The following is a 16,475-nucleotide window of genomic DNA, read 5'->3' as shown; positions in this document are numbered from 1 at the left end:
GCCGGTGCGCGACGTTCCGCGCCCCGGCCCCTTCGTGCGGCGGGACGCTCACACATCCAGCCGGTGGCAGTACGCCGTCCGCTTCCCCTTCGGCGTGATCAGTGTCTCCGCCCGCCGCATGCCCAGCCGCCGGGTCACCGCGATCGACCGCTCGTTGCGCGCGTCCACCATGGCCACCACATGGCGCACGCCCGCCGCGCGGACGGACTCCAGCGCCGCCTGTGCCGCTGCCGTGGCGTAGCCCTTGCCCCAGGAGGCGCGGCCGAGCCGCCAGCCGATCTCGATCTCGCCCGCCGGGCCCCAGTCCCACGGCCACGGCTGGGCGCCGGTGAAGCCGAGGACCGAGCCGTCCGCCGGATCCACCAGCGTGTACAGGCAAAAGCCCCGCTCCGCGTGGTGCCTGCGCTGGCGCGCGGTGAGTTCCTCGTAGACGGAGAGCTCGGCCGGTGCGCCGCCGTGGAACTCCATGACGTCCGGGTCGTCGAAGACCCGGTGCCAGTTCAGCGCGTCCTCCTCGGTGGGGACCCGGAGTTCGACGGCGGGGAGCGGTCGGTGTGCGGGCGGGGTGTTCACAGACTTCACGGCACAACCCTTCAGGTTCTGATCACCACAGCCCCCATAGACTGCACGTGCCCGGTGCCGGTCGGCACCCAGAATTCCCTTTATCGACTTCCGGGAGACAGCACCGTGACCGAGTCCGCGTCCGTGACCGATTCCGTGACCAGCGCCCGCTCGGAGCACAGCGCGGATGTGATCGTCGTCGGGGCCGGGCCCGCCGGCTCGGCGACCGCCTACCACCTCGCCAAGTCCGGTCTGGACGTGCTCCTTCTGGAGAAGACCGCGTTCCCGCGCGAGAAGGTCTGCGGCGACGGGCTGACCCCGCGCGCCACCAAGCAGCTGGTCGCGATGGGGATCGACATCTCCGAGGAAGCGGGCTGGCTGCGCAACAAGGGCCTGCGGATCATCGGCGGCGGCTCCCGCCTCCAGCTCGACTGGCCGGAACTGGCCTCCTACCCCGACTACGGGCTGGTCCGTAAGCGCGACGACTTCGACGAGCAGCTGGCCCGGCAGGCGCAGAAGGCGGGCGCGCGGCTGTACGAGCGCTGCAACGTGGGGGCGCCGATCGTCCACGAGCTGACCGGCCACATCACCGGTGTGCACGCCAAGCTCGGCGAGGAGAAGACCCCGGTCACCTTCCACGCCCCGCTGGTCGTCGCCGCCGACGGCAACTCCACCCGGCTCTCGCTGGCCATGGGCCTGCACCGGCGCGAGGACCGCCCCATGGGCGTGGCCGTGCGCACGTACTTCACCTCGCCCCGGCACGACGACGACTACCTGGAGTCCTGGCTGGAGCTGTGGGACCGCCGCGGCGCCCAGGACCGGCTGCTGCCCGGCTACGGCTGGATCTTCGGCATGGGCGACGGGACCAGCAACGTCGGCCTGGGCATCCTCAACTCCAGCTCCGCCTTCAAGGAGCTGGACTGGCGGGAGATCCTCAAGGCGTGGTGCGCCTCGATGCCCGCCGACTGGGGCTACACCCCGGAGAACATGACCGGCCCGATCCGCGGCGCCGCGCTCCCCATGGCCTTCAACCGCCAGCCGCACTACACCAAGGGCCTGCTGCTGGTCGGCGACGCGGGCGGCCTGGTCAACCCGTTCAACGGCGAGGGCATCGCCTACGCCATGGAGTCCGGCGCGATCGCCGCCGAGGTCATCGTGCAGGCGCACGCCCGCGCCACGTACGCGCAGCGCGAACTGGCCCTGCAGCGCTACCCGAAGATCCTCAAGGACACCTACGGCGGCTACTACTCCCTGGGCCGCGCCTTCGTGAAGCTCATCGGCAACCCCAAGGTCATGAAGATCGCCACCCAGCGCGGTCTGACCCACCCGCTGCTGATGCGCTTCACCCTCAAGATGCTCGCCAACCTCACCGACCCCACGGGCGGCGACGCGATGGACCGCATCATCAACGGCCTGAGCAAGGTCGCGCCGAAGGCCTGACGCGCGCGGCCGGCCCGGTCCGGGGCCTGGTGCCGGCCGCCGACGAGTGCCGTGCGGGGCGGCCCGGGAAAATCCCGGGCCGCCCCGTCACATTCTCCGGCCGGGATCCGTCAGTGCGGTGACGACGAGATTCCCGAGGAGACAGTGATGGACGCACGAATGAAGAACCCCGCGGTGGTCCTCCCCGAGGCCATGCAGCCTCTCCTGGACGTGGTCGGGGCGACCCGTCGGGGCGGCGTGCCCGAGGAGACGCTGGAGCTGGTGCATCTGCGCGCGAGCCAGATCAACGGCTGCAGCTTCTGTGTCGACGGGGGAGTGAAGAGCGCCAGGAAGTCGGGCGTGAGCGACGAGAAGCTGTTCGCCGTCGCGGCCTGGCGGGAGGCGCCGTACTTCTCGGACGCCGAGCGCGCCGCGCTGGCCCTCACCGAGGCCGTCACCCGGCTCGCCGACAGCTCCGACCCGGTGCCGGACCCCGTCTGGGACGACGCCGCCGACCACTTCGACGAGCGGCAGTTGTCGGCGCTCGTCCTGGCGATCGGGATCACCAACCTCTTCAACCGGCTCAACGCGACCACCAGGCAGCCGGCGGGGGCGGGCTGGTAACCGGCGCCCCGTTGCGGCCCGTTGCGGCCCCGTGCGGCCCGTTGGGGCGGGTTGCGGCTTATGGGCAGCGATGGGGGCGTGAGGGGCCGCGAGGAGGCCCGGGAGGGGCCTGTGCGGGCCCGGGGAGTCCTCGGCGGCCCAGGGGCCTGTCCGGCGGCCCGTCGGCCTTCCGGAGGGCCGCCGTCGCCGCCGCCCTCCCGTGGGGCCTGCCCCGCACCGGGTGCGCCGTGGGCGGGCGACGGGACCGCCCGCCCACGGGGCACCTGCCCGTCAGCCTGCCGGGTGCGGGGCCGGGACGGGGAGGCGGCGCGCCGGGTCGGGGGACGGCAGCCGGCGGGCCGGGGCGGTCAGCCGCTCGGCGCCCGGCGGCACCGGCACCGCCGCGAAGATCGCGTTCTGCTGGTCCTGGAGCTCCCGCACCCGCTGCGGCGGGGTGCCGGGCAGCCGCTGCTCCTCGTAGAGCTTGTGCGTCTCCAGCTGGGCCGCCTTGCTCTCGGGGGTGTGGAACTGGACCTCGAAGAGCTGGTGGGAGCGGGGTGCGCGCCAGGCGGAGTTGACGGCCTTGTAACCGGCCGTCCGGTGCCAGGTGTTGGCCCACCGGGTGGAGTCGTTGCCCCAGGCGGACAGCAGCCCGGCCGCGGTGCGCACGCCCTGGCTGTAGGTGCCGGCGGGCCACTGGAGGGTGAAGCGGACCGCGTCGTTGATCATGCCGAGCGAGGTCTCCACCGACTGGCCCGGGGTCTCCCGCATCCAGGTGGCGACCTTGCGCTTGAGCGAGTCCGGGGACTTCAGCCGCTGGTCGAACCCGATCAGCTCGGCATGGCTGATCCGGGCGACCGCGCGCACCTCGGGGCTGATGGCGCGCTCGGCCTTGTGGGCGCGGCGGACGTAGGCGTCCACCTTCTTGTTGTCCGCGGCCTTCAGCCGCAGGCCGTGCTGGTGCCAGCCGCCGTCGCGGTCGGTGCCGGCGGTGCGGACGGAGACCGGCGCGGCGGACGGGGCCGCGGCGGTCGCGGCGGGGAGGGCGCCCATGCCGAGCGCGGTGGCGAGTGCGGCGGCCGTCGCGGCCCGGGTGACGAGGCGTGCGGCACGAGGGGTGTTCATCGGAGCGCGGGTCCCTCTCTCTGCGGAAGCCGCACGGCGCCACGTGGCACATGTGCGGCATTGGGCGAGAGGTGCAACGGCGCGCGCCGTTCATCGGTAGCTCTCCGGACGGCCTTCGGCCCCGTACGTGGCTTGATCATGGCGCTGTACGGCGCGAATCAGCCGCCTCCGGGCGCGGCGGCCGGGTCCGCACGCCGAAGGACCGCCTCTCCCGAGCGGCAGGAGAGACGGTCCTCGTGGGGCACGGAGGGTGCGGCGGTCCTAGAGGACGCGCACCGCGCCGGTCGGCATGTCGTAGTCGAGCGGGCGCTCGACGATGCCGGTGCTGGAGTTCTGGGCGCCGATGAACTTGCCGCCGCCGACGTAGACGCCGACGTGGTAGGCGCTGCCCGCGCTGCCCCAGTACAGGATGTCGCCGACCTGGAGGTTGTCCAGGCCGACCTGGGTGCCGGCGGTGGACTGGTCCTGCGAGACCCGCGGCAGGTCGATGCCGATCTGGTTGAACGCGGCCTGGGTCAGGCCGGAGCAGTCGTAGGACGAGGGGCCGCTGGAGCCCAGCACGTAGGCCTTGCCCAGCTGCGCCTTCAGGAAGGAGACGAGGGTGGCCGTGCTGCCGGTGGCGCTGGACGACGACGGGGCGGACAGGGTCGAACGCTCGGAGGAGCGCGAGGCACGGGCCTGCGCGGCCTCCTTGGCCTTGCGGGCTTCCTCGGCCTTCTTCTTCGCCTCGGCCTTGGCCTTCTTCACGGCCTCGGCCTTGTGCTTCTCGGCGGCCTTGGCGGCCTTGGAGAAGGCACTGTCCTGGAGTGCCTGGCGCTCGTAGTTGAACGCGACCTGCTCGGCGCTGTCGGCGCTCTTCGCGGCGCTGGTGGCCAGCGCCGTCGTGATGGTCGGCATCTCCTGGGTTTCGGAGACGGGCTTCTGCGCGGCGTTGGCCGGCACGGTGGCGCCGGTCACCGCGAGGGTGAGGAAGCCACCGGTCACGCCCGCACGCAGGGCCCGCGAGGACGCGGAACGGCGGGGCTTCCGGTGGCTGGGTATGAGTGCGTTCGGGGACATGGCAATAACGGCTATCAGGAGCCACAGGTTGCTGCCAAGAAAGGTGCAGTGCGCCACACTTGACGTGTACGCGGCGAATAAATCGGACTTTTGGGTCGCCCAGCGAGTCGGCGACGGGATGTCCGAATTTCGCGATCATGTTCCTACGCATGGCATTTGCTGCTCGATGCGGGGGCGGTGGGGGCCTATCACTTCCGCATCCGCCACGCCAAGGCTTCCCGGACGTCAAGCACTTAGTGCTGGAAATAGCGTGGGATAGGTCACTCTTGAGTGTCCGTTATGTTCCTGTGACCTGACGCCGGTCGCGCGCTCGTGAACCGATGCACGTACCGATGATCACGGTCAGGTCACGAGCGGGTCACGCCGACGGGCCGACGCCGTATAGCAGTTGGCGCCGTCCAGCGCCAATTTGCCCGCCGCGGCACTCACTTGATAGTGACTACCCTGCCCTGACCAGCGGTAACCCGCGTGAATGTCACCTCTCGTGATCACTCGCGCGCTTCACGTATGAAGATCACCGCTCATCCGACTTCATGATCCTTCGCCGGGTGGTGGAGATCACAAAGACGTTGTTCACTCCCGTGTCGCAGATCACAGACCAGCGGGCATAAGATGCTGGCGGTTCGGGCTTGTGAACTGCCTCACATGTGCACGATCTCCATGAGGCGGCCGGAGGGCCCGAGCGGACCGCCATCCAGTCATCGTCGACTGAAGGGAGCGAGGACGGTGAACGCTTACGCGCCCATCCTCGTACTGGGAGCCCTCGGGGCAGGCTTTGCGATCTTCTCCGTCGTGATGGCCACCCTCGTCGGGCCCAGGCGCTACAACCGGGCCAAGCTCGAGGCGTACGAGTGCGGAATCGAGCCGACGCCACATCCGTCCGGTGGCGGTCGCTTCCCGATCAAGTACTACCTGACGGCGATGCTCTTCATCGTCTTCGACATCGAGATCGTCTTCCTCTACCCCTGGGCCGTCACCTTCGACGCCCTGGGGCTGTTCGGGCTCGTCGAGATGCTCCTCTTCGCGCTCACCGTCTTCGTCGCCTACGCCTATGTCTGGCGTCGTGGCGGCCTGGAATGGGACTAGGGGTCACACATGGGACTTGAGGAGAAGCTGCCGAGCGGCTTTTTGCTGACCACTGTCGAGCAGGCCGCGGGATGGGTGCGCAAATCATCGGTCTTCCCCGCGACCTTCGGGCTGGCCTGCTGCGCCATCGAGATGATGACGACCGGCGCCGGGCGCTACGACCTGGCCCGCTTCGGCATGGAGGTCTTCCGCGGCTCACCGCGGCAGGCCGACCTGATGATCGTGGCCGGCCGGGTGAGCCAGAAGATGGCGCCCGTGCTGCGGCAGGTCTACGACCAGATGCCGGACCCGAAGTGGGTGATCTCCATGGGGGTTTGCGCCTCGTCGGGCGGCATGTTCAACAACTACGCGATCGTGCAGGGCGTCGACCACATCGTGCCCGTCGACATCTATCTGCCGGGCTGCCCGCCGCGTCCCGAGATGCTCATGGACGCCATTCTCAAGCTGCACCAGAAGATCCAGAACACCAAGCTCGGAGTCAATCAGCAGCAGGCCGCCCGCGAGGCGGAGGAAGCGGCGCTCAAGGCACTCCCGCTGATCGAGATGAAGGGGCTGCTGCGGTGAGCGAGCAGAAGAAGCCCGGCGAGCCGGACGACCGCAACGGCACGGACGAGGCCGTCCCCGCGCAGCGCGACGACGCCGGCGAGGCGATCGCCACCCGCCGCGGCATGTTCGGCGCCGACAACGGCGGCGACACCAGCGGCTACGGCGGCCTCGTACGGACCGTCCGGCTGCCCGGCGCGACCCAGCGGCCGTACGGCGGACCGCGTGGTGAAGACGGCTACGGGCAGTTCGACGAGATCGCCGACGAGCTGGAGGGCGCCCTCGACGAACAGGGCCTGGTCCCCGAGAACGTCATCGAGAAGACCGTCGTCGACCGCGCGGAGCTGACCTTCCACATCGAGCGCGGCGCCCTGCCGGCCGTCGCCCGCATCCTGCGCGACGACCCGGCGCTGCGCTTCGAGCTGTGCACGGGCGTGAGCGGAGTGCACTTCCCCGGCGACAAGGGCCGCGAGCTGCACGCCGTCTACCACCTGCGCTCGATCACCCACAACCGGCTGATCCGGCTGGAGGTCTCCGTCCCGGACGCCGACCCGCACGTGCCCTCGCTGGTGGCGGTCTACCCGACCAACGACTGGCACGAGCGCGAGACCTACGACTTCTTCGGAATCGTTTTCGACGGCCATCCGGCGCTGACGCGGATCATGATGCCCGACGACTGGCAGGGCTTCCCGCAGCGTAAGGACTACCCGCTCGGCGGCATTCCCGTCGAGTACAAGGGCGCCCAGATTCCGGCTCCCGACCAGCGGAGGTCGTACAGCTGATGACTACTGCACCGCACTCCCACTCCTCGAACGGCCACCGCACCTCCAGCGACTTCGACACCGCGGAGTCCCTGGCCCGGGAGACCACCGAGGGCACGGTCTACAACGTCTCCGGCGGCGACTGGGACGAGATCGCGGCCGCCGCCGTGAAGTCCGACGACGAGCGGATCATCGTCAACATGGGGCCGCAGCACCCCTCCACCCACGGCGTGCTCCGGCTGATCCTGGAGATCGACGGCGAGACCGTCACCGAGGCCCGCTGCGGCATCGGCTACCTGCACACCGGCATCGAGAAGAACCTCGAATTCCGGACCTGGACGCAGGGCACCACCTTCGTCACGCGCATGGACTACCTGACGCCCTTCTTCAACGAGACGGCCTACTGCCTGGCCGTGGAGAAGCTCCTCGGGATCACCGACCAGGTCCCCGACCGGGCCTCCGTCATCCGCGTGCTGCTGATGGAGCTCAACCGGATGAGCTCGCACCTCGTGGCGATCGCCACCGGCGGTATGGAGCTGGGCGCCACCACGATCATGATCTACGGCTTCCGCGACCGCGAGCTCATCCTCGACCTCTACGAGCTGATCACCGGCCTGCGGATGAACCACGCCTACATCCGGCCCGGCGGCCTCGCCCAGGACCTTCCCCCGGGGGCGGTCGACCAGGTGCGCGAGTTCGTGAAGAAGATGCGCAAGAACATCGGCGAGTACGACAAGCTCGCCACCGGCAACCCGGTCTTCAAGGGCCGCATGGAAGGCATCGGCTACCTCGACCTGGCCGGCTGCATGGCCACCGGCGCCACGGGGCCCATCGTGCGCTCCGCCGGACTGCCGCACGACCTGCGCAAGACGCAGCCGTACTGCGGTTACGAGACCTACGACTTCGAGGTGCCGACCGCCGACACCTGCGACTCCTACGGCCGGTTCCTCATCCGGCTGGAGGAGATGCGCCAGTCGCTGCGGATCGTCGAGCAGTGCCTGGACCGGCTGGAGCCCGGCCCGGTGATGGTCGCGGACAAGAAGATCGCCTGGCCCGCCCAGCTGGCCCTCGGGCCGGACGGCCTGGGCAACTCCCTCGACCACATCAAGAAGATCATGGGCACCTCGATGGAGGCCCTGATCCACCACTTCAAGCTGGTGACCGAGGGCTTCCGGGTCCCGCCCGGACAGACGTACGCGGCCGTCGAGTCGCCCAAGGGCGAGCTGGGCGTGCATGCGGTCAGCGACGGCGGCACCCGTCCCTACCGGGTGCACTTCCGCGACCCGTCCTTCACCAACCTCCAGGCCATGGCGGCGATGTGCGAGGGCGGCCAGGTCGCCGACGTCATCGTCGCCGTCGCGTCCATCGACCCCGTGATGGGAGGCGTCGACCGGTGAACGCCACTCCGGCAAACCATGACGTGCAGCTGGGGATGCCCGCGCTCCCCGCCCCCGACTACCCGGTGGACGTACGGGCCCGGCTGGAGGCGGACGCCAAGGAGGTGATCGCCCGCTACCCCGGCGCGCGCTCGGCGCTGCTGCCGCTGCTGCACCTCGTCCAGGCCGAGGAAGGGCACGTCACCCGCACCGGCATCCGCTTCTGCGCCGAGATGCTCGACCTCACCACCGCCGAGGTCACCGCGGTCTCGACCTTCTACTCCATGTACCGCCGCAAGGCGAGCGGGGACTACCAGGTCGGGGTCTGCACCAACACGCTGTGCGCGGTGATGGGCGGCGACGCCATCTTCGAGGACCTCAAGGAGCACCTCGGCGTCGGCAACGGCGAGACCACCGAGGACGGCGCCGTCACCCTCGAGCACATCGAGTGCAACGCGGCCTGCGACTTCGCCCCGGTGGTGATGGTCAACTGGGAGTTCTTCGACAACCAGACGCCGCAGTCCGCCCGGCAGCTCGTCGACGACCTGCGGGCCGGCCGGAGCGTGCGGCCCACCCGGGGCGCGCCGCTGTGCACCTTCAAGGAGACGGCCCGGATGCTCGCCGGCTTCCCGGACGAGCGGCCGGGCGCCGTCGAGGCCACCGGCGGAGCGGGCCCCGCCTCGCTGATCGGCCTGCGGCTCGCCAAGGGCGAAGCCGCCCCCGGCCGCGGCGCCGACCACGTCATCGCGCCGCGCGCCACCACCGACGGCGGCGCCGACCGCGCCGGCGGCGAACCCCCGTCCGGCCACCCCGCCGAGGAGCCGCCCGCCGGGCACCCCAGCTCCCACGACGCACCGCAGCAGACCTCGGCCTCCGACGACCAGCACCCTGCCGGACCCGCAGCAGAGGAGGGGGAGTGATGACAGTGGCAGCCGAACACGGGGGCGCCTCCCGGCCGGAGGCCGGCGGGGAGACCAACCCCGAGAAGCTCCTGACGCCCGTCCTGTCCGCCTTCTGGGACCAGCCCGAACCCTGGACGCTGGAGACCTACCGCCGGCACGAGGGCTACGAGGGCCTGCGCAAGGCGCTCGCCATGCCCCCGGACGACGTCATCGCGTACATCAAGGACTCCGGGCTGCGCGGCCGCGGCGGCGCGGGCTTCCCGACCGGGATGAAGTGGCAGTTCATCCCGCAGGGCGACGGCAAACCGCACTACCTCGTCGTCAACGCCGACGAGTCGGAGCCCGGTACCTGCAAGGACATCCCGCTCCTCTTCGCGAACCCGCACTCCCTCATCGAGGGGATCGTGATCGCCTGCCATGCGATCCGCTCGCACCACGCCTTCATCTATCTGCGCGGCGAGGTCGTGCCGGTCCTGCGCCGGCTGCACGAAGCCGTGCGCGAGGCCTACGCGGCGGGCTTCCTCGGGAGGAACATCCTCGGCTCGGGTCTCGACCTGGACGTGATCGTGCACGCGGGCGCCGGCGCGTACATCTGCGGTGAGGAGACCGCTCTGCTGGACTCGCTGGAAGGGCGTCGCGGACAGCCCCGGCTGCGTCCCCCCTTCCCCGCGGTGGCGGGCCTGTACGCCTGCCCCACCGTGGTGAACAACGTCGAGTCCATCGCCTCGGTTCCCGCCATCATGAACCGGGGCAAGGACTGGTTCCGGTCCATGGGCAGCGAGAAGTCCCCGGGCTTCACGCTCTACTCGCTCAGCGGCCACGTCGCCGGCCCCGGCCAGTACGAGGCCCCGTTGGGCGTCACCCTGCGCCAGCTGCTGGACATGAGCGGCGGCATGCGCCGCGGCCACCGGCTGAAGTTCTGGACGCCGGGCGGCTCCTCGACACCGATGTTCACCGACGAGCACCTCGACGTCCCCCTCGACTACGAGGGCGTCGGCGCGGCCGGATCGATGCTCGGCACCAAGGCGCTGCAGTGCTTCGACGAGACCACCTGCGTGGTGCGGGCGGTCACCCGCTGGACCGAGTTCTACGCGCACGAGTCCTGCGGCAAGTGCACGCCCTGCCGCGAAGGGACCTACTGGCTGGTGCAGTTGCTGCGCGACATCGAGGCCGGCAAGGGCCGCCCGGACGACCTCGACAAGCTGAACGACATCGCCGACAACATCAACGGCAAGTCCTTCTGCGCCCTCGGCGACGGCGCCGCCTCGCCGATCTTCTCCTCGCTGAAGTACTTCCGCGAGGAGTACGAGCAGCACATCACCGGCAAGGGCTGCCCCTTCGACCCGGCCAAGTCGACCCTCTGGGCCGACAACGACGCTCACCTGGGGGTGAACGCATGACCGTCACCACAAGTGCTCCCTCGGGGGGCGGCGAGGCGGCGATCCCGCCGGAGGACCTCGTCACCCTGACGATCGACGGCATCGAGATCTCCGTCCCCAAGGGGACGCTGGTCATCCGTGCCGCCGAGCTCCTCGGAATCGAGATCCCGCGCTTTTGCGACCACCCGCTGCTGGACCCGGCGGGCGCCTGCCGGCAGTGCATCGTCGAGGTCGAGGGCCAGCGCAAGCCGATGGCCTCCTGCACCATCACCTGCACCGACGGCATGGTCGTCAAGTCGCAGCTCACCTCGCCGGTGGCCGAGAAGGCCCAGCGCGGGGTGATGGAGCTGCTGCTGATCAACCACCCGCTGGACTGCCCGGTCTGCGACAAGGGCGGCGAGTGCCCGCTGCAGAACCAGGCGATGCAGGTCGGCGACCCGGAGTCGCGCTTCGAGGGCAAGAAGCGCACGTTCGCCAAGCCGGTGCCGATCTCCACCCAGGTGCTGCTGGACCGCGAGCGGTGCGTGCTGTGCGCGCGCTGCACCCGCTTCAGCAACCAGATCGCCGGCGACCCGATGATCGAGCTGGTCGAGCGCGGCGCCCTCCAGCAGGTCGGCACCGGAGAGGGCGACCCCTTCCAGTCGTACTTCTCCGGCAACACCATCCAGATCTGCCCCGTCGGCGCGCTCACCTCCGCCGCGTACCGCTTCCGCTCCCGCCCCTTCGACCTGGTCTCCTCGCCGTCGGTGTGCGAGCACTGCGCGGGCGGCTGCGCGACGCGCACCGACCACCGGCGCGGCAAGGTCATGCGGCGGCTGGCGGCGAACGACCCCGAGGTCAACGAGGAGTGGATCTGCGACAAGGGACGGTTCGCCTTCCGCTACGCGCAGCAGCGCGACCGGCTGGAGCAGCCCCTCGTGCGCAACGCGGAGTCCGGCGAGCTGGAGCCGGCGAGCTGGCCCGAGGCCCTGGCGGCCGCGGCCCGCGGGCTGTCCGCCGCCAGGGGACGCACCGGTGTCCTCACCGGCGGCCGGCTGACCGTCGAGGACGCCTACGCCTACGCCAAGTTCGCCCGGATCGCGCTGGACACCAACGACATCGACTTCCGGGCGCGGGTGCACAGCGCCGAGGAGGCCGACTTCCTGGCGTCCCGGGTCGCCGGGCGCGGCAGGGATCTGGACGGCAGCGGGGTCACGTACACCGCGCTGGAGCAGGCACCGGCCGTCCTGCTGGCCGGGATCGAGGCCGAGGAGGAGGCGCCCGGCGTCTTCCTGCGGCTGCGCAAGGCGCACCGCAGGAGCGGCCAGCGCACCTTCGGGCTGGCCGGACACGCCTCCCGCGGGCTGATCAAGGCCGGCGGCACGCTGCTGCCGGCCGCGCCCGGCACCGAGACCGAATGGCTGGACGCGCTTGCGGGCGGCGTCGGCCTGGACGGTGAGGGGCAGGCCGCGGCCGAGGCGCTCCGGGCCGACGGCGCGGTGATCGTCGTCGGCGAGCGGCTGGCGGCCGTGCCCGGCGCCCTGACCTCCGCCGTCCGCGCCGCCCGTGCCACCGGCGCCCGGCTGGTGTGGATCCCGCGCCGGGCGGGCGAACGCGGCGCCCTCGAAGCGGGCGCCCTGCCCGGCCTGCTGCCCGGCGGCCGGCCGGCCACCGACCCGCGCGCCCGCGACGAGGTCGCGGCCGCCTGGGGCGTGGCCGCGCTGCCGCAGCGGCACGGCCGGGACACCGGCCAGATCATCGAGGCCGCGGCGACCGGCGAGATCGGCGCCCTGCTGGTGGCGGGCGTCGAGGTGGCCGACCTGCCGGACCCGGCCCGCGCGCTGGCCGCCCTGGACGAGGTCGGCTTCCTGGTCAGCCTGGAGCTGCGGCCCTCGCAGGTCACCGAGCGGGCGGACGTGGTCCTGCCGGTGGCGGCCGTGGTGGAGAAGGCCGGCACCTTCCTCAACTGGGAGGGCCGGGCGCGGCTGTTCGAGGCCGCGCTCAAACCGGACCAGATGACCCGCCGGCACCTGCTGCCGGACTCCCGGGTGCTGCACATGCTCGCCGACGCCCTCGACGTCCATCTGGCGCTGCCGGACATCCGCTCCGTACGCCGCGAACTGGACCGGCTCGGCGGCTGGGACGGCCCCCGTGCGGGCGAGCCCCTGGAGACGGGGCGCCCGCTGCCCCGCCCCGAGCCCGGCGAGGCCGTCCTCGCCGGACACCGGCTCCTGCTGGACCAGGGTCTGCTCCAGGAAGGCGACGAGGCGCTGGCCGGCACCCGGCACGCCGCCCTCGCCCGGCTGTCGCAGACCACCGCGCAGGAGACCGGGGTCAAGGACGGCGACCTGCTGGCGGTCACCGGACCGGCCGGCGCGGTCCGCCTGCCGCTGCGGGTCACGCCGATGCCCGACCGGGTGGTGTGGCTGCCGCTCAACTCGACGGGCGGTGGAGTCGCCGCCGACACCGGGGCGCAACCCGGTGACCTGGTGAAGATCTCCGCCGTCCCGGGCACGCCGGAGCCGGCCGAGGAGGTGGACGCATGATGCAGCTCGGTCAATTCGCTGCGGCCGGCGGTGCGCTGGCGCAGGAGGACCTGTCGATGTTCGGCCGCGACCCGTGGTGGCTGGTCGTCGTCAAGGCGGTCTTCTGCTTCGCGTTCCTGATGCTGACGGTGTTGTTCTCCATCGTCTGGGAGCGCAAGGTCGTCGCCTGGATGCAGTTGCGCATCGGCCCCAACCGGCACGGCCCCTGGGGGATGCTGCAGTCCCTCGCCGACGGCGTCAAGCTGATGCTGAAGGAGGACCTGGTCGTCAAGCGGGCCGACAAGGTGGTCTACATCCTCGCGCCGGTCGTGGCGGCCATCCCGGCCTTCATGGCGATCGCGGTGATCCCCTTCGGCCCGGCCGGCAACGAGATCTCGATCTTCGGGGTCCGCACCCCGATGCAGCTCACCGACCTGCCGATCGGCATCCTCTACATCCTGGCCACGGCCTCCGTCGGCATCTACGGGATCGTGCTGGCGGGCTGGTCGTCCGGCTCCACCTATCCGCTGCTCGGCGGGCTGCGCTCGTGCGCGCAGATGATCTCGTACGAGATCGCGATGGGCATGTCGTTCGCGGCGGTGTTCCTCTACTCCGGGTCGATGTCGACGTCGACCATCGTGGAGTCGCAGCAGAACAGGTGGTACGTCCTGCTGCTGCCGGTGTCCTTCATCATCTACATCGTCGCGATGGTGGGCGAGACCAACCGGGCGCCGTTCGACATGCCGGAGTCCGAGGGCGACCTCGTCGGCGGCTTCAACACCGAGTACTCCTCCATCAAGTTCGCGATGTTCATGCTCGCCGAGTACATCAACATGGTCACCGTCTCGGCGGTCGCGATCACGCTCTTCCTGGGCGGGTGGAAGGCGCCCTGGCCGATCTCCACCTTCTGGGAGGGCGCGAACCACGGCTGGTGGCCGCTGCTCTGGTTCACGGTCAAGGTGCAGCTGCTGCTGTTCTTCTTCATCTGGCTGCGCGGCACCCTGCCCCGGGTGCGCTACGACCAGTTCATGAAGCTGGGCTGGAAGGTCCTCATCCCGGTCTCGCTGGTCTGGCTGATGCTGGTCGCCACCGTCCGGGCGCTGAAGAACGAGGGCTACGACTTCTCCCAGATCGTGCTCTACGTCGCCGGCGGCGCCGTCGCGCTGCTGCTGGTCTCCCTCCTCGTGGACTTCTTCCGGCGCGGCGAGCGGGAGGAGGAGACGGACGGCGACGGGGCCTTCGACCCGATGGCCGGCGGCTTCCCCGTGCCGCCGCTGCCCGGACAGAGCCTGCCGCCGGCGCCGCGGCGCCGGCCGCGCCGCGAGCGCGAGCTGATTGTCAGTGGTGGGTCGGACACTGTCGGTGACGGAATCGGAAACGACGGAAAGGGGGGCGACGGTGCCTGAGTTCCAAAACCCCGTGGCCGGCTTCGGCGTGACCTTCAAGGCCATGTTCAAGAAGCGGCTGACCGAGCAGTACCCGGAGGAGAAGAAGCCGACGGCGCCGCGTTTCCACGGCCGGCACCAGCTCAACCGCCATCCGGACGGGCTGGAGAAGTGCATCGGCTGCGAGCTGTGCGCCTGGGCCTGCCCGGCGGACGCGATCTACGTCGAGGGCGCGGACAACACCGAGGAGGAGCGCTACTCCCCGGGTGAGCGCTACGGCCGCGTCTACCAGATCAACTACCTGCGCTGCATCCTGTGCGGCCTGTGCGTGGAGGCCTGCCCCACCCGCGCGCTGACGATGACCAACGAGTACGAACTCGCCGACCGGTCCCGCGAATCGCTCATCTACACCAAGGAGGAGCTGCTCGCGGGCCTGACGGACACCATGGTCGACTCGCCGCACGCGATCCACCCGGGCATGACGGAGAAGGACTACTACCAGGGCCTGGTGACCGAGGCCGCCCCGGGGACCGTCCGTCAGGTCGCGGTCTCCAAGGGCGAGAAGGCCGGCGGGACCGCCCAGGAGAAGGAGGCGGACGCATGACCGGCCTCGCCGCCGCGGCCTCCACGACCTCCACCGGAGAGGCCGTGCAGTTCTGGATCCTGGGCATCGTCGCCGTGAGCGGCGCGCTGTGCACGATCCTGATGAAGCGGGCCGTGCACAGCGCCCTTTCGCTCGCCGGGACCATGATCGTCCTGGCGGTCTTCTACCTGGCCAACGGCGCGTACTTCCTCGGCGTCGTCCAGATCGTCGTCTATACCGGCGCGATCATGATGCTGTTCCTGTTCGTGGTGATGCTGGTGGGCGTCACCGCGGCGGACTCCCTCAAGGAGACGCTCAAGGGCCAGCGCTGGCTCGCCGCCGGACTGGGCCTCGGCTTCGGCATCCTGCTGATCGCCGGCATCGCCAACGCCTCGCTCAAGGAGTTCAACGGCCTGGGCGAGGCCAACGCCGGCGGCAATGTGCAGGGCCTGGCCGCGCTCATCTTCACCAAGTACGTCTTCGCCTTCGAGATCACCGGCGCCCTGCTGATCACGGCGGCCGTCGGCGCGATGGTGCTCACCCACCGGGAGCGCACCGAGCGCGCCAAGTCCCAGCGCGAGCAGTCCGAGGCGCGGGTCCGCGAGGGCAAGCAGGTGCCGCCGCTGCCCGCCCCGGGCGTCTACGCCCGGCACAACGCCGTCGACATCCCGGGCCTGCTGCCCGACGGCACCACGTCCGACCTCAGCGTCAGCCCGACGCTGAGGGAGCGCGGCCAGGTCCGCGACGTCTCCGGCGAGTCGCTCGCCGAGCTGAAGGCGCTGGAGGAGCGCTCCGAGGACTGGCTGGGCCGGGGTTCCGATGAGCCCCGGTCCTCGTCGTCCGGTGGCGTGGCGCCGAAGGAGCACAAGGAGGGGGCCAAGAAATGAACCCGGTCTACTACCTCTATCTCGCCGCCCTGCTGTTCACCATCGGCGCGGCCGGGGTGCTGATCAGGCGGAACGCCATCGTGGTGTTCATGTGCATCGAGCTGATGCTCAACGCCTGCAATCTCGCCTTCGTCACCTTCTCGCGGATGCACGGCAATCTCGACGGCCAGATCATCGCCTTCTTCACGATGGTCGTCGCCGCGGCCGAGGTCGTGGTGGGCCTGGCGATCATCGTGTCGATCTTCCGCACCCGTCATACGGCCTCGGTCGACGACGCCAGCCTGATGAAGCTGTAAGGGGTC

16 protein-coding genes are annotated in these 16,475 nt (G+C 70.6%); 13 read left to right on the top strand and 3 right to left on the bottom strand.

All coding sequences use genetic code 11. The features are described 5' to 3' along the window. Positions 1 to 48: 48 nt before the first annotated feature. Positions 49 to 582 (bottom strand): GNAT family N-acetyltransferase, encoded by a 534-nt coding sequence (locus AB0411_RS30870; RefSeq protein ID WP_366420565.1) that lies wholly within the window; start codon positions 580 to 582, stop codon positions 49 to 51. On the opposite strand from AB0411_RS30870, the gene AB0411_RS30865 reads away from it, so the two are divergent. Together AB0411_RS30865 and AB0411_RS30860 are read left to right on the top strand one after the other, a co-directional pair. Then, entirely contained in the window at positions 493 to 2,001 is a 1,509-nt protein-coding gene (locus tag AB0411_RS30865) for a geranylgeranyl reductase family protein (protein WP_366420564.1), read from the top strand. The two genes, AB0411_RS30870 and AB0411_RS30865, sit on opposite strands and share 90 nt — an antisense overlap. 147 nt (positions 2,002 to 2,148) lie before the next feature. Then, positions 2,149 to 2,604, top strand: coding sequence for a carboxymuconolactone decarboxylase family protein (locus AB0411_RS30860; RefSeq protein ID WP_366420563.1), 456 nt, complete (start codon positions 2,149 to 2,151; stop codon positions 2,602 to 2,604). Positions 2,605 to 2,874: 270 nt separating this feature from the next. On the opposite strand, the gene AB0411_RS30855 is transcribed toward AB0411_RS30860, so the two are convergent. Together AB0411_RS30855 and AB0411_RS30850 are read right to left on the bottom strand one after the other, a co-directional pair. Then, positions 2,875 to 3,708 (bottom strand): ATP nucleotide 3'-pyrophosphokinase, encoded by an 834-nt coding sequence (locus AB0411_RS30855; RefSeq protein WP_366420562.1) that lies wholly within the window; start codon positions 3,706 to 3,708, stop codon positions 2,875 to 2,877. Between the two features lie 261 nt (positions 3,709 to 3,969). Continuing rightward, a complete protein-coding gene (locus tag AB0411_RS30850) occupies positions 3,970 to 4,767 on the bottom strand; it encodes a C40 family peptidase (protein WP_366420561.1) in 798 nt (265 codons plus the stop codon). Between the two features lie 726 nt (positions 4,768 to 5,493). Here AB0411_RS30850 and AB0411_RS30845 point away from each other — a divergent pair. From AB0411_RS30845 to nuoK, 11 genes are read left to right on the top strand one after another with little or no spacing between them, the layout of a single operon-like run. Further along, positions 5,494 to 5,853 (top strand): NADH-quinone oxidoreductase subunit A, encoded by a 360-nt coding sequence (locus tag AB0411_RS30845; protein ID WP_006604811.1) that lies wholly within the window; start codon positions 5,494 to 5,496, stop codon positions 5,851 to 5,853. A gap of 9 nt (positions 5,854 to 5,862) precedes the next feature. Then, a complete protein-coding gene (locus tag AB0411_RS30840; RefSeq protein WP_030074638.1) occupies positions 5,863 to 6,417 on the top strand; it encodes a NuoB/complex I 20 kDa subunit family protein in 555 nt (184 codons plus the stop codon). Next, the gene (locus AB0411_RS30835) at positions 6,414 to 7,178 is read left to right on the top strand and encodes an NADH-quinone oxidoreductase subunit C (protein WP_366420560.1); all 765 of its coding nucleotides are present in this window, start codon (positions 6,414 to 6,416) and stop codon (positions 7,176 to 7,178) included. The genes AB0411_RS30840 and AB0411_RS30835 overlap by 4 nt, the downstream gene beginning before the upstream one ends. Further along, the gene (locus AB0411_RS30830; RefSeq protein WP_366420559.1) at positions 7,178 to 8,554 is read left to right on the top strand and encodes an NADH-quinone oxidoreductase subunit D; all 1,377 of its coding nucleotides are present in this window, start codon (positions 7,178 to 7,180) and stop codon (positions 8,552 to 8,554) included. Before AB0411_RS30835 ends, AB0411_RS30830 begins: the two co-directional genes overlap by 1 nt. A gap of 35 nt (positions 8,555 to 8,589) precedes the next feature. Continuing rightward, complete coding sequence (nuoE, locus tag AB0411_RS30825; RefSeq protein ID WP_366420627.1) at positions 8,590 to 9,453, top strand: NADH-quinone oxidoreductase subunit NuoE; 864 nt, start codon at positions 8,590 to 8,592, stop codon at positions 9,451 to 9,453. Continuing rightward, positions 9,453 to 10,835, top strand: coding sequence for an NADH-quinone oxidoreductase subunit NuoF (nuoF, locus tag AB0411_RS30820; protein WP_366420558.1), 1,383 nt, complete (start codon positions 9,453 to 9,455; stop codon positions 10,833 to 10,835). The genes nuoE and nuoF overlap by 1 nt, the downstream gene beginning before the upstream one ends. After that, a complete protein-coding gene (locus AB0411_RS30815) occupies positions 10,832 to 13,339 on the top strand; it encodes an NADH-quinone oxidoreductase subunit G (RefSeq protein WP_366420557.1) in 2,508 nt (835 codons plus the stop codon). Before nuoF ends, AB0411_RS30815 begins: the two co-directional genes overlap by 4 nt. Next, a complete protein-coding gene (gene nuoH, locus AB0411_RS30810; protein WP_403152898.1) occupies positions 13,336 to 14,724 on the top strand; it encodes an NADH-quinone oxidoreductase subunit NuoH in 1,389 nt (462 codons plus the stop codon). The genes AB0411_RS30815 and nuoH overlap by 4 nt, the downstream gene beginning before the upstream one ends. After that, positions 14,717 to 15,307, top strand: a complete 591-nt coding sequence (gene nuoI, locus AB0411_RS30805; RefSeq protein ID WP_366420556.1) for an NADH-quinone oxidoreductase subunit NuoI — start codon at positions 14,717 to 14,719, stop codon at positions 15,305 to 15,307. Before nuoH ends, nuoI begins: the two co-directional genes overlap by 8 nt. Further along, on the top strand, positions 15,304 to 16,173 hold the full coding sequence (locus tag AB0411_RS30800) for an NADH-quinone oxidoreductase subunit J (RefSeq protein WP_366420555.1): 870 nt from the start codon (positions 15,304 to 15,306) through the stop codon (positions 16,171 to 16,173). Before nuoI ends, AB0411_RS30800 begins: the two co-directional genes overlap by 4 nt. Further along, entirely contained in the window at positions 16,170 to 16,469 is a 300-nt protein-coding gene (gene nuoK / locus AB0411_RS30795) for an NADH-quinone oxidoreductase subunit NuoK (protein ID WP_018090964.1), read from the top strand. Before AB0411_RS30800 ends, nuoK begins: the two co-directional genes overlap by 4 nt. Positions 16,470 to 16,475 lie beyond the last annotated feature (6 nt).

This window comes from Streptomyces angustmyceticus (genome assembly GCF_040701845.1).
Classification (GTDB): Bacteria; Actinomycetota; Actinomycetes; order Streptomycetales; family Streptomycetaceae; genus Streptomyces; species Streptomyces angustmyceticus_A.
The sequence above is the reverse complement of the archived record's forward strand: the minus strand, read 5'-3'. Positions and strand labels throughout refer to the sequence as shown.

Bases quoted from the DNA above. Each gene is read 5' to 3' on its own strand.
- AB0411_RS30860 (WP_366420563.1), top strand. From the start codon at position 2,149: ATGGACGCACGAATGAAGAACCCCGCGGTGGTCCTCCCCGAGGCCATG.
- AB0411_RS30840 (WP_030074638.1), top strand. From the start codon at position 5,863: ATGGGACTTGAGGAGAAGCTGCCGAGCGGCTTTTTGCTGACCACTGTC.
- nuoK (WP_018090964.1), top strand. From the start codon at position 16,170: ATGAACCCGGTCTACTACCTCTATCTCGCCGCCCTGCTGTTCACCATC.
- AB0411_RS30850 (WP_366420561.1), bottom strand. From the start codon at position 4,767: ATGTCCCCGAACGCACTCATACCCAGCCACCGGAAGCCCCGCCGTTCC.
- nuoF (WP_366420558.1), top strand. From the start codon at position 9,453: ATGACAGTGGCAGCCGAACACGGGGGCGCCTCCCGGCCGGAGGCCGGC.
- AB0411_RS30815 (WP_366420557.1), top strand. From the start codon at position 10,832: ATGACCGTCACCACAAGTGCTCCCTCGGGGGGCGGCGAGGCGGCGATC.
- AB0411_RS30855 (WP_366420562.1), bottom strand. From the start codon at position 3,708: ATGAACACCCCTCGTGCCGCACGCCTCGTCACCCGGGCCGCGACGGCC.
- nuoH (WP_403152898.1), top strand. From the start codon at position 13,336: ATGATGCAGCTCGGTCAATTCGCTGCGGCCGGCGGTGCGCTGGCGCAG.
- AB0411_RS30800 (WP_366420555.1), top strand. From the start codon at position 15,304: ATGACCGGCCTCGCCGCCGCGGCCTCCACGACCTCCACCGGAGAGGCC.
- AB0411_RS30830 (WP_366420559.1), top strand. From the start codon at position 7,178: ATGACTACTGCACCGCACTCCCACTCCTCGAACGGCCACCGCACCTCC.
- nuoE (WP_366420627.1), top strand. From the start codon at position 8,590: ATGCCCGCGCTCCCCGCCCCCGACTACCCGGTGGACGTACGGGCCCGG.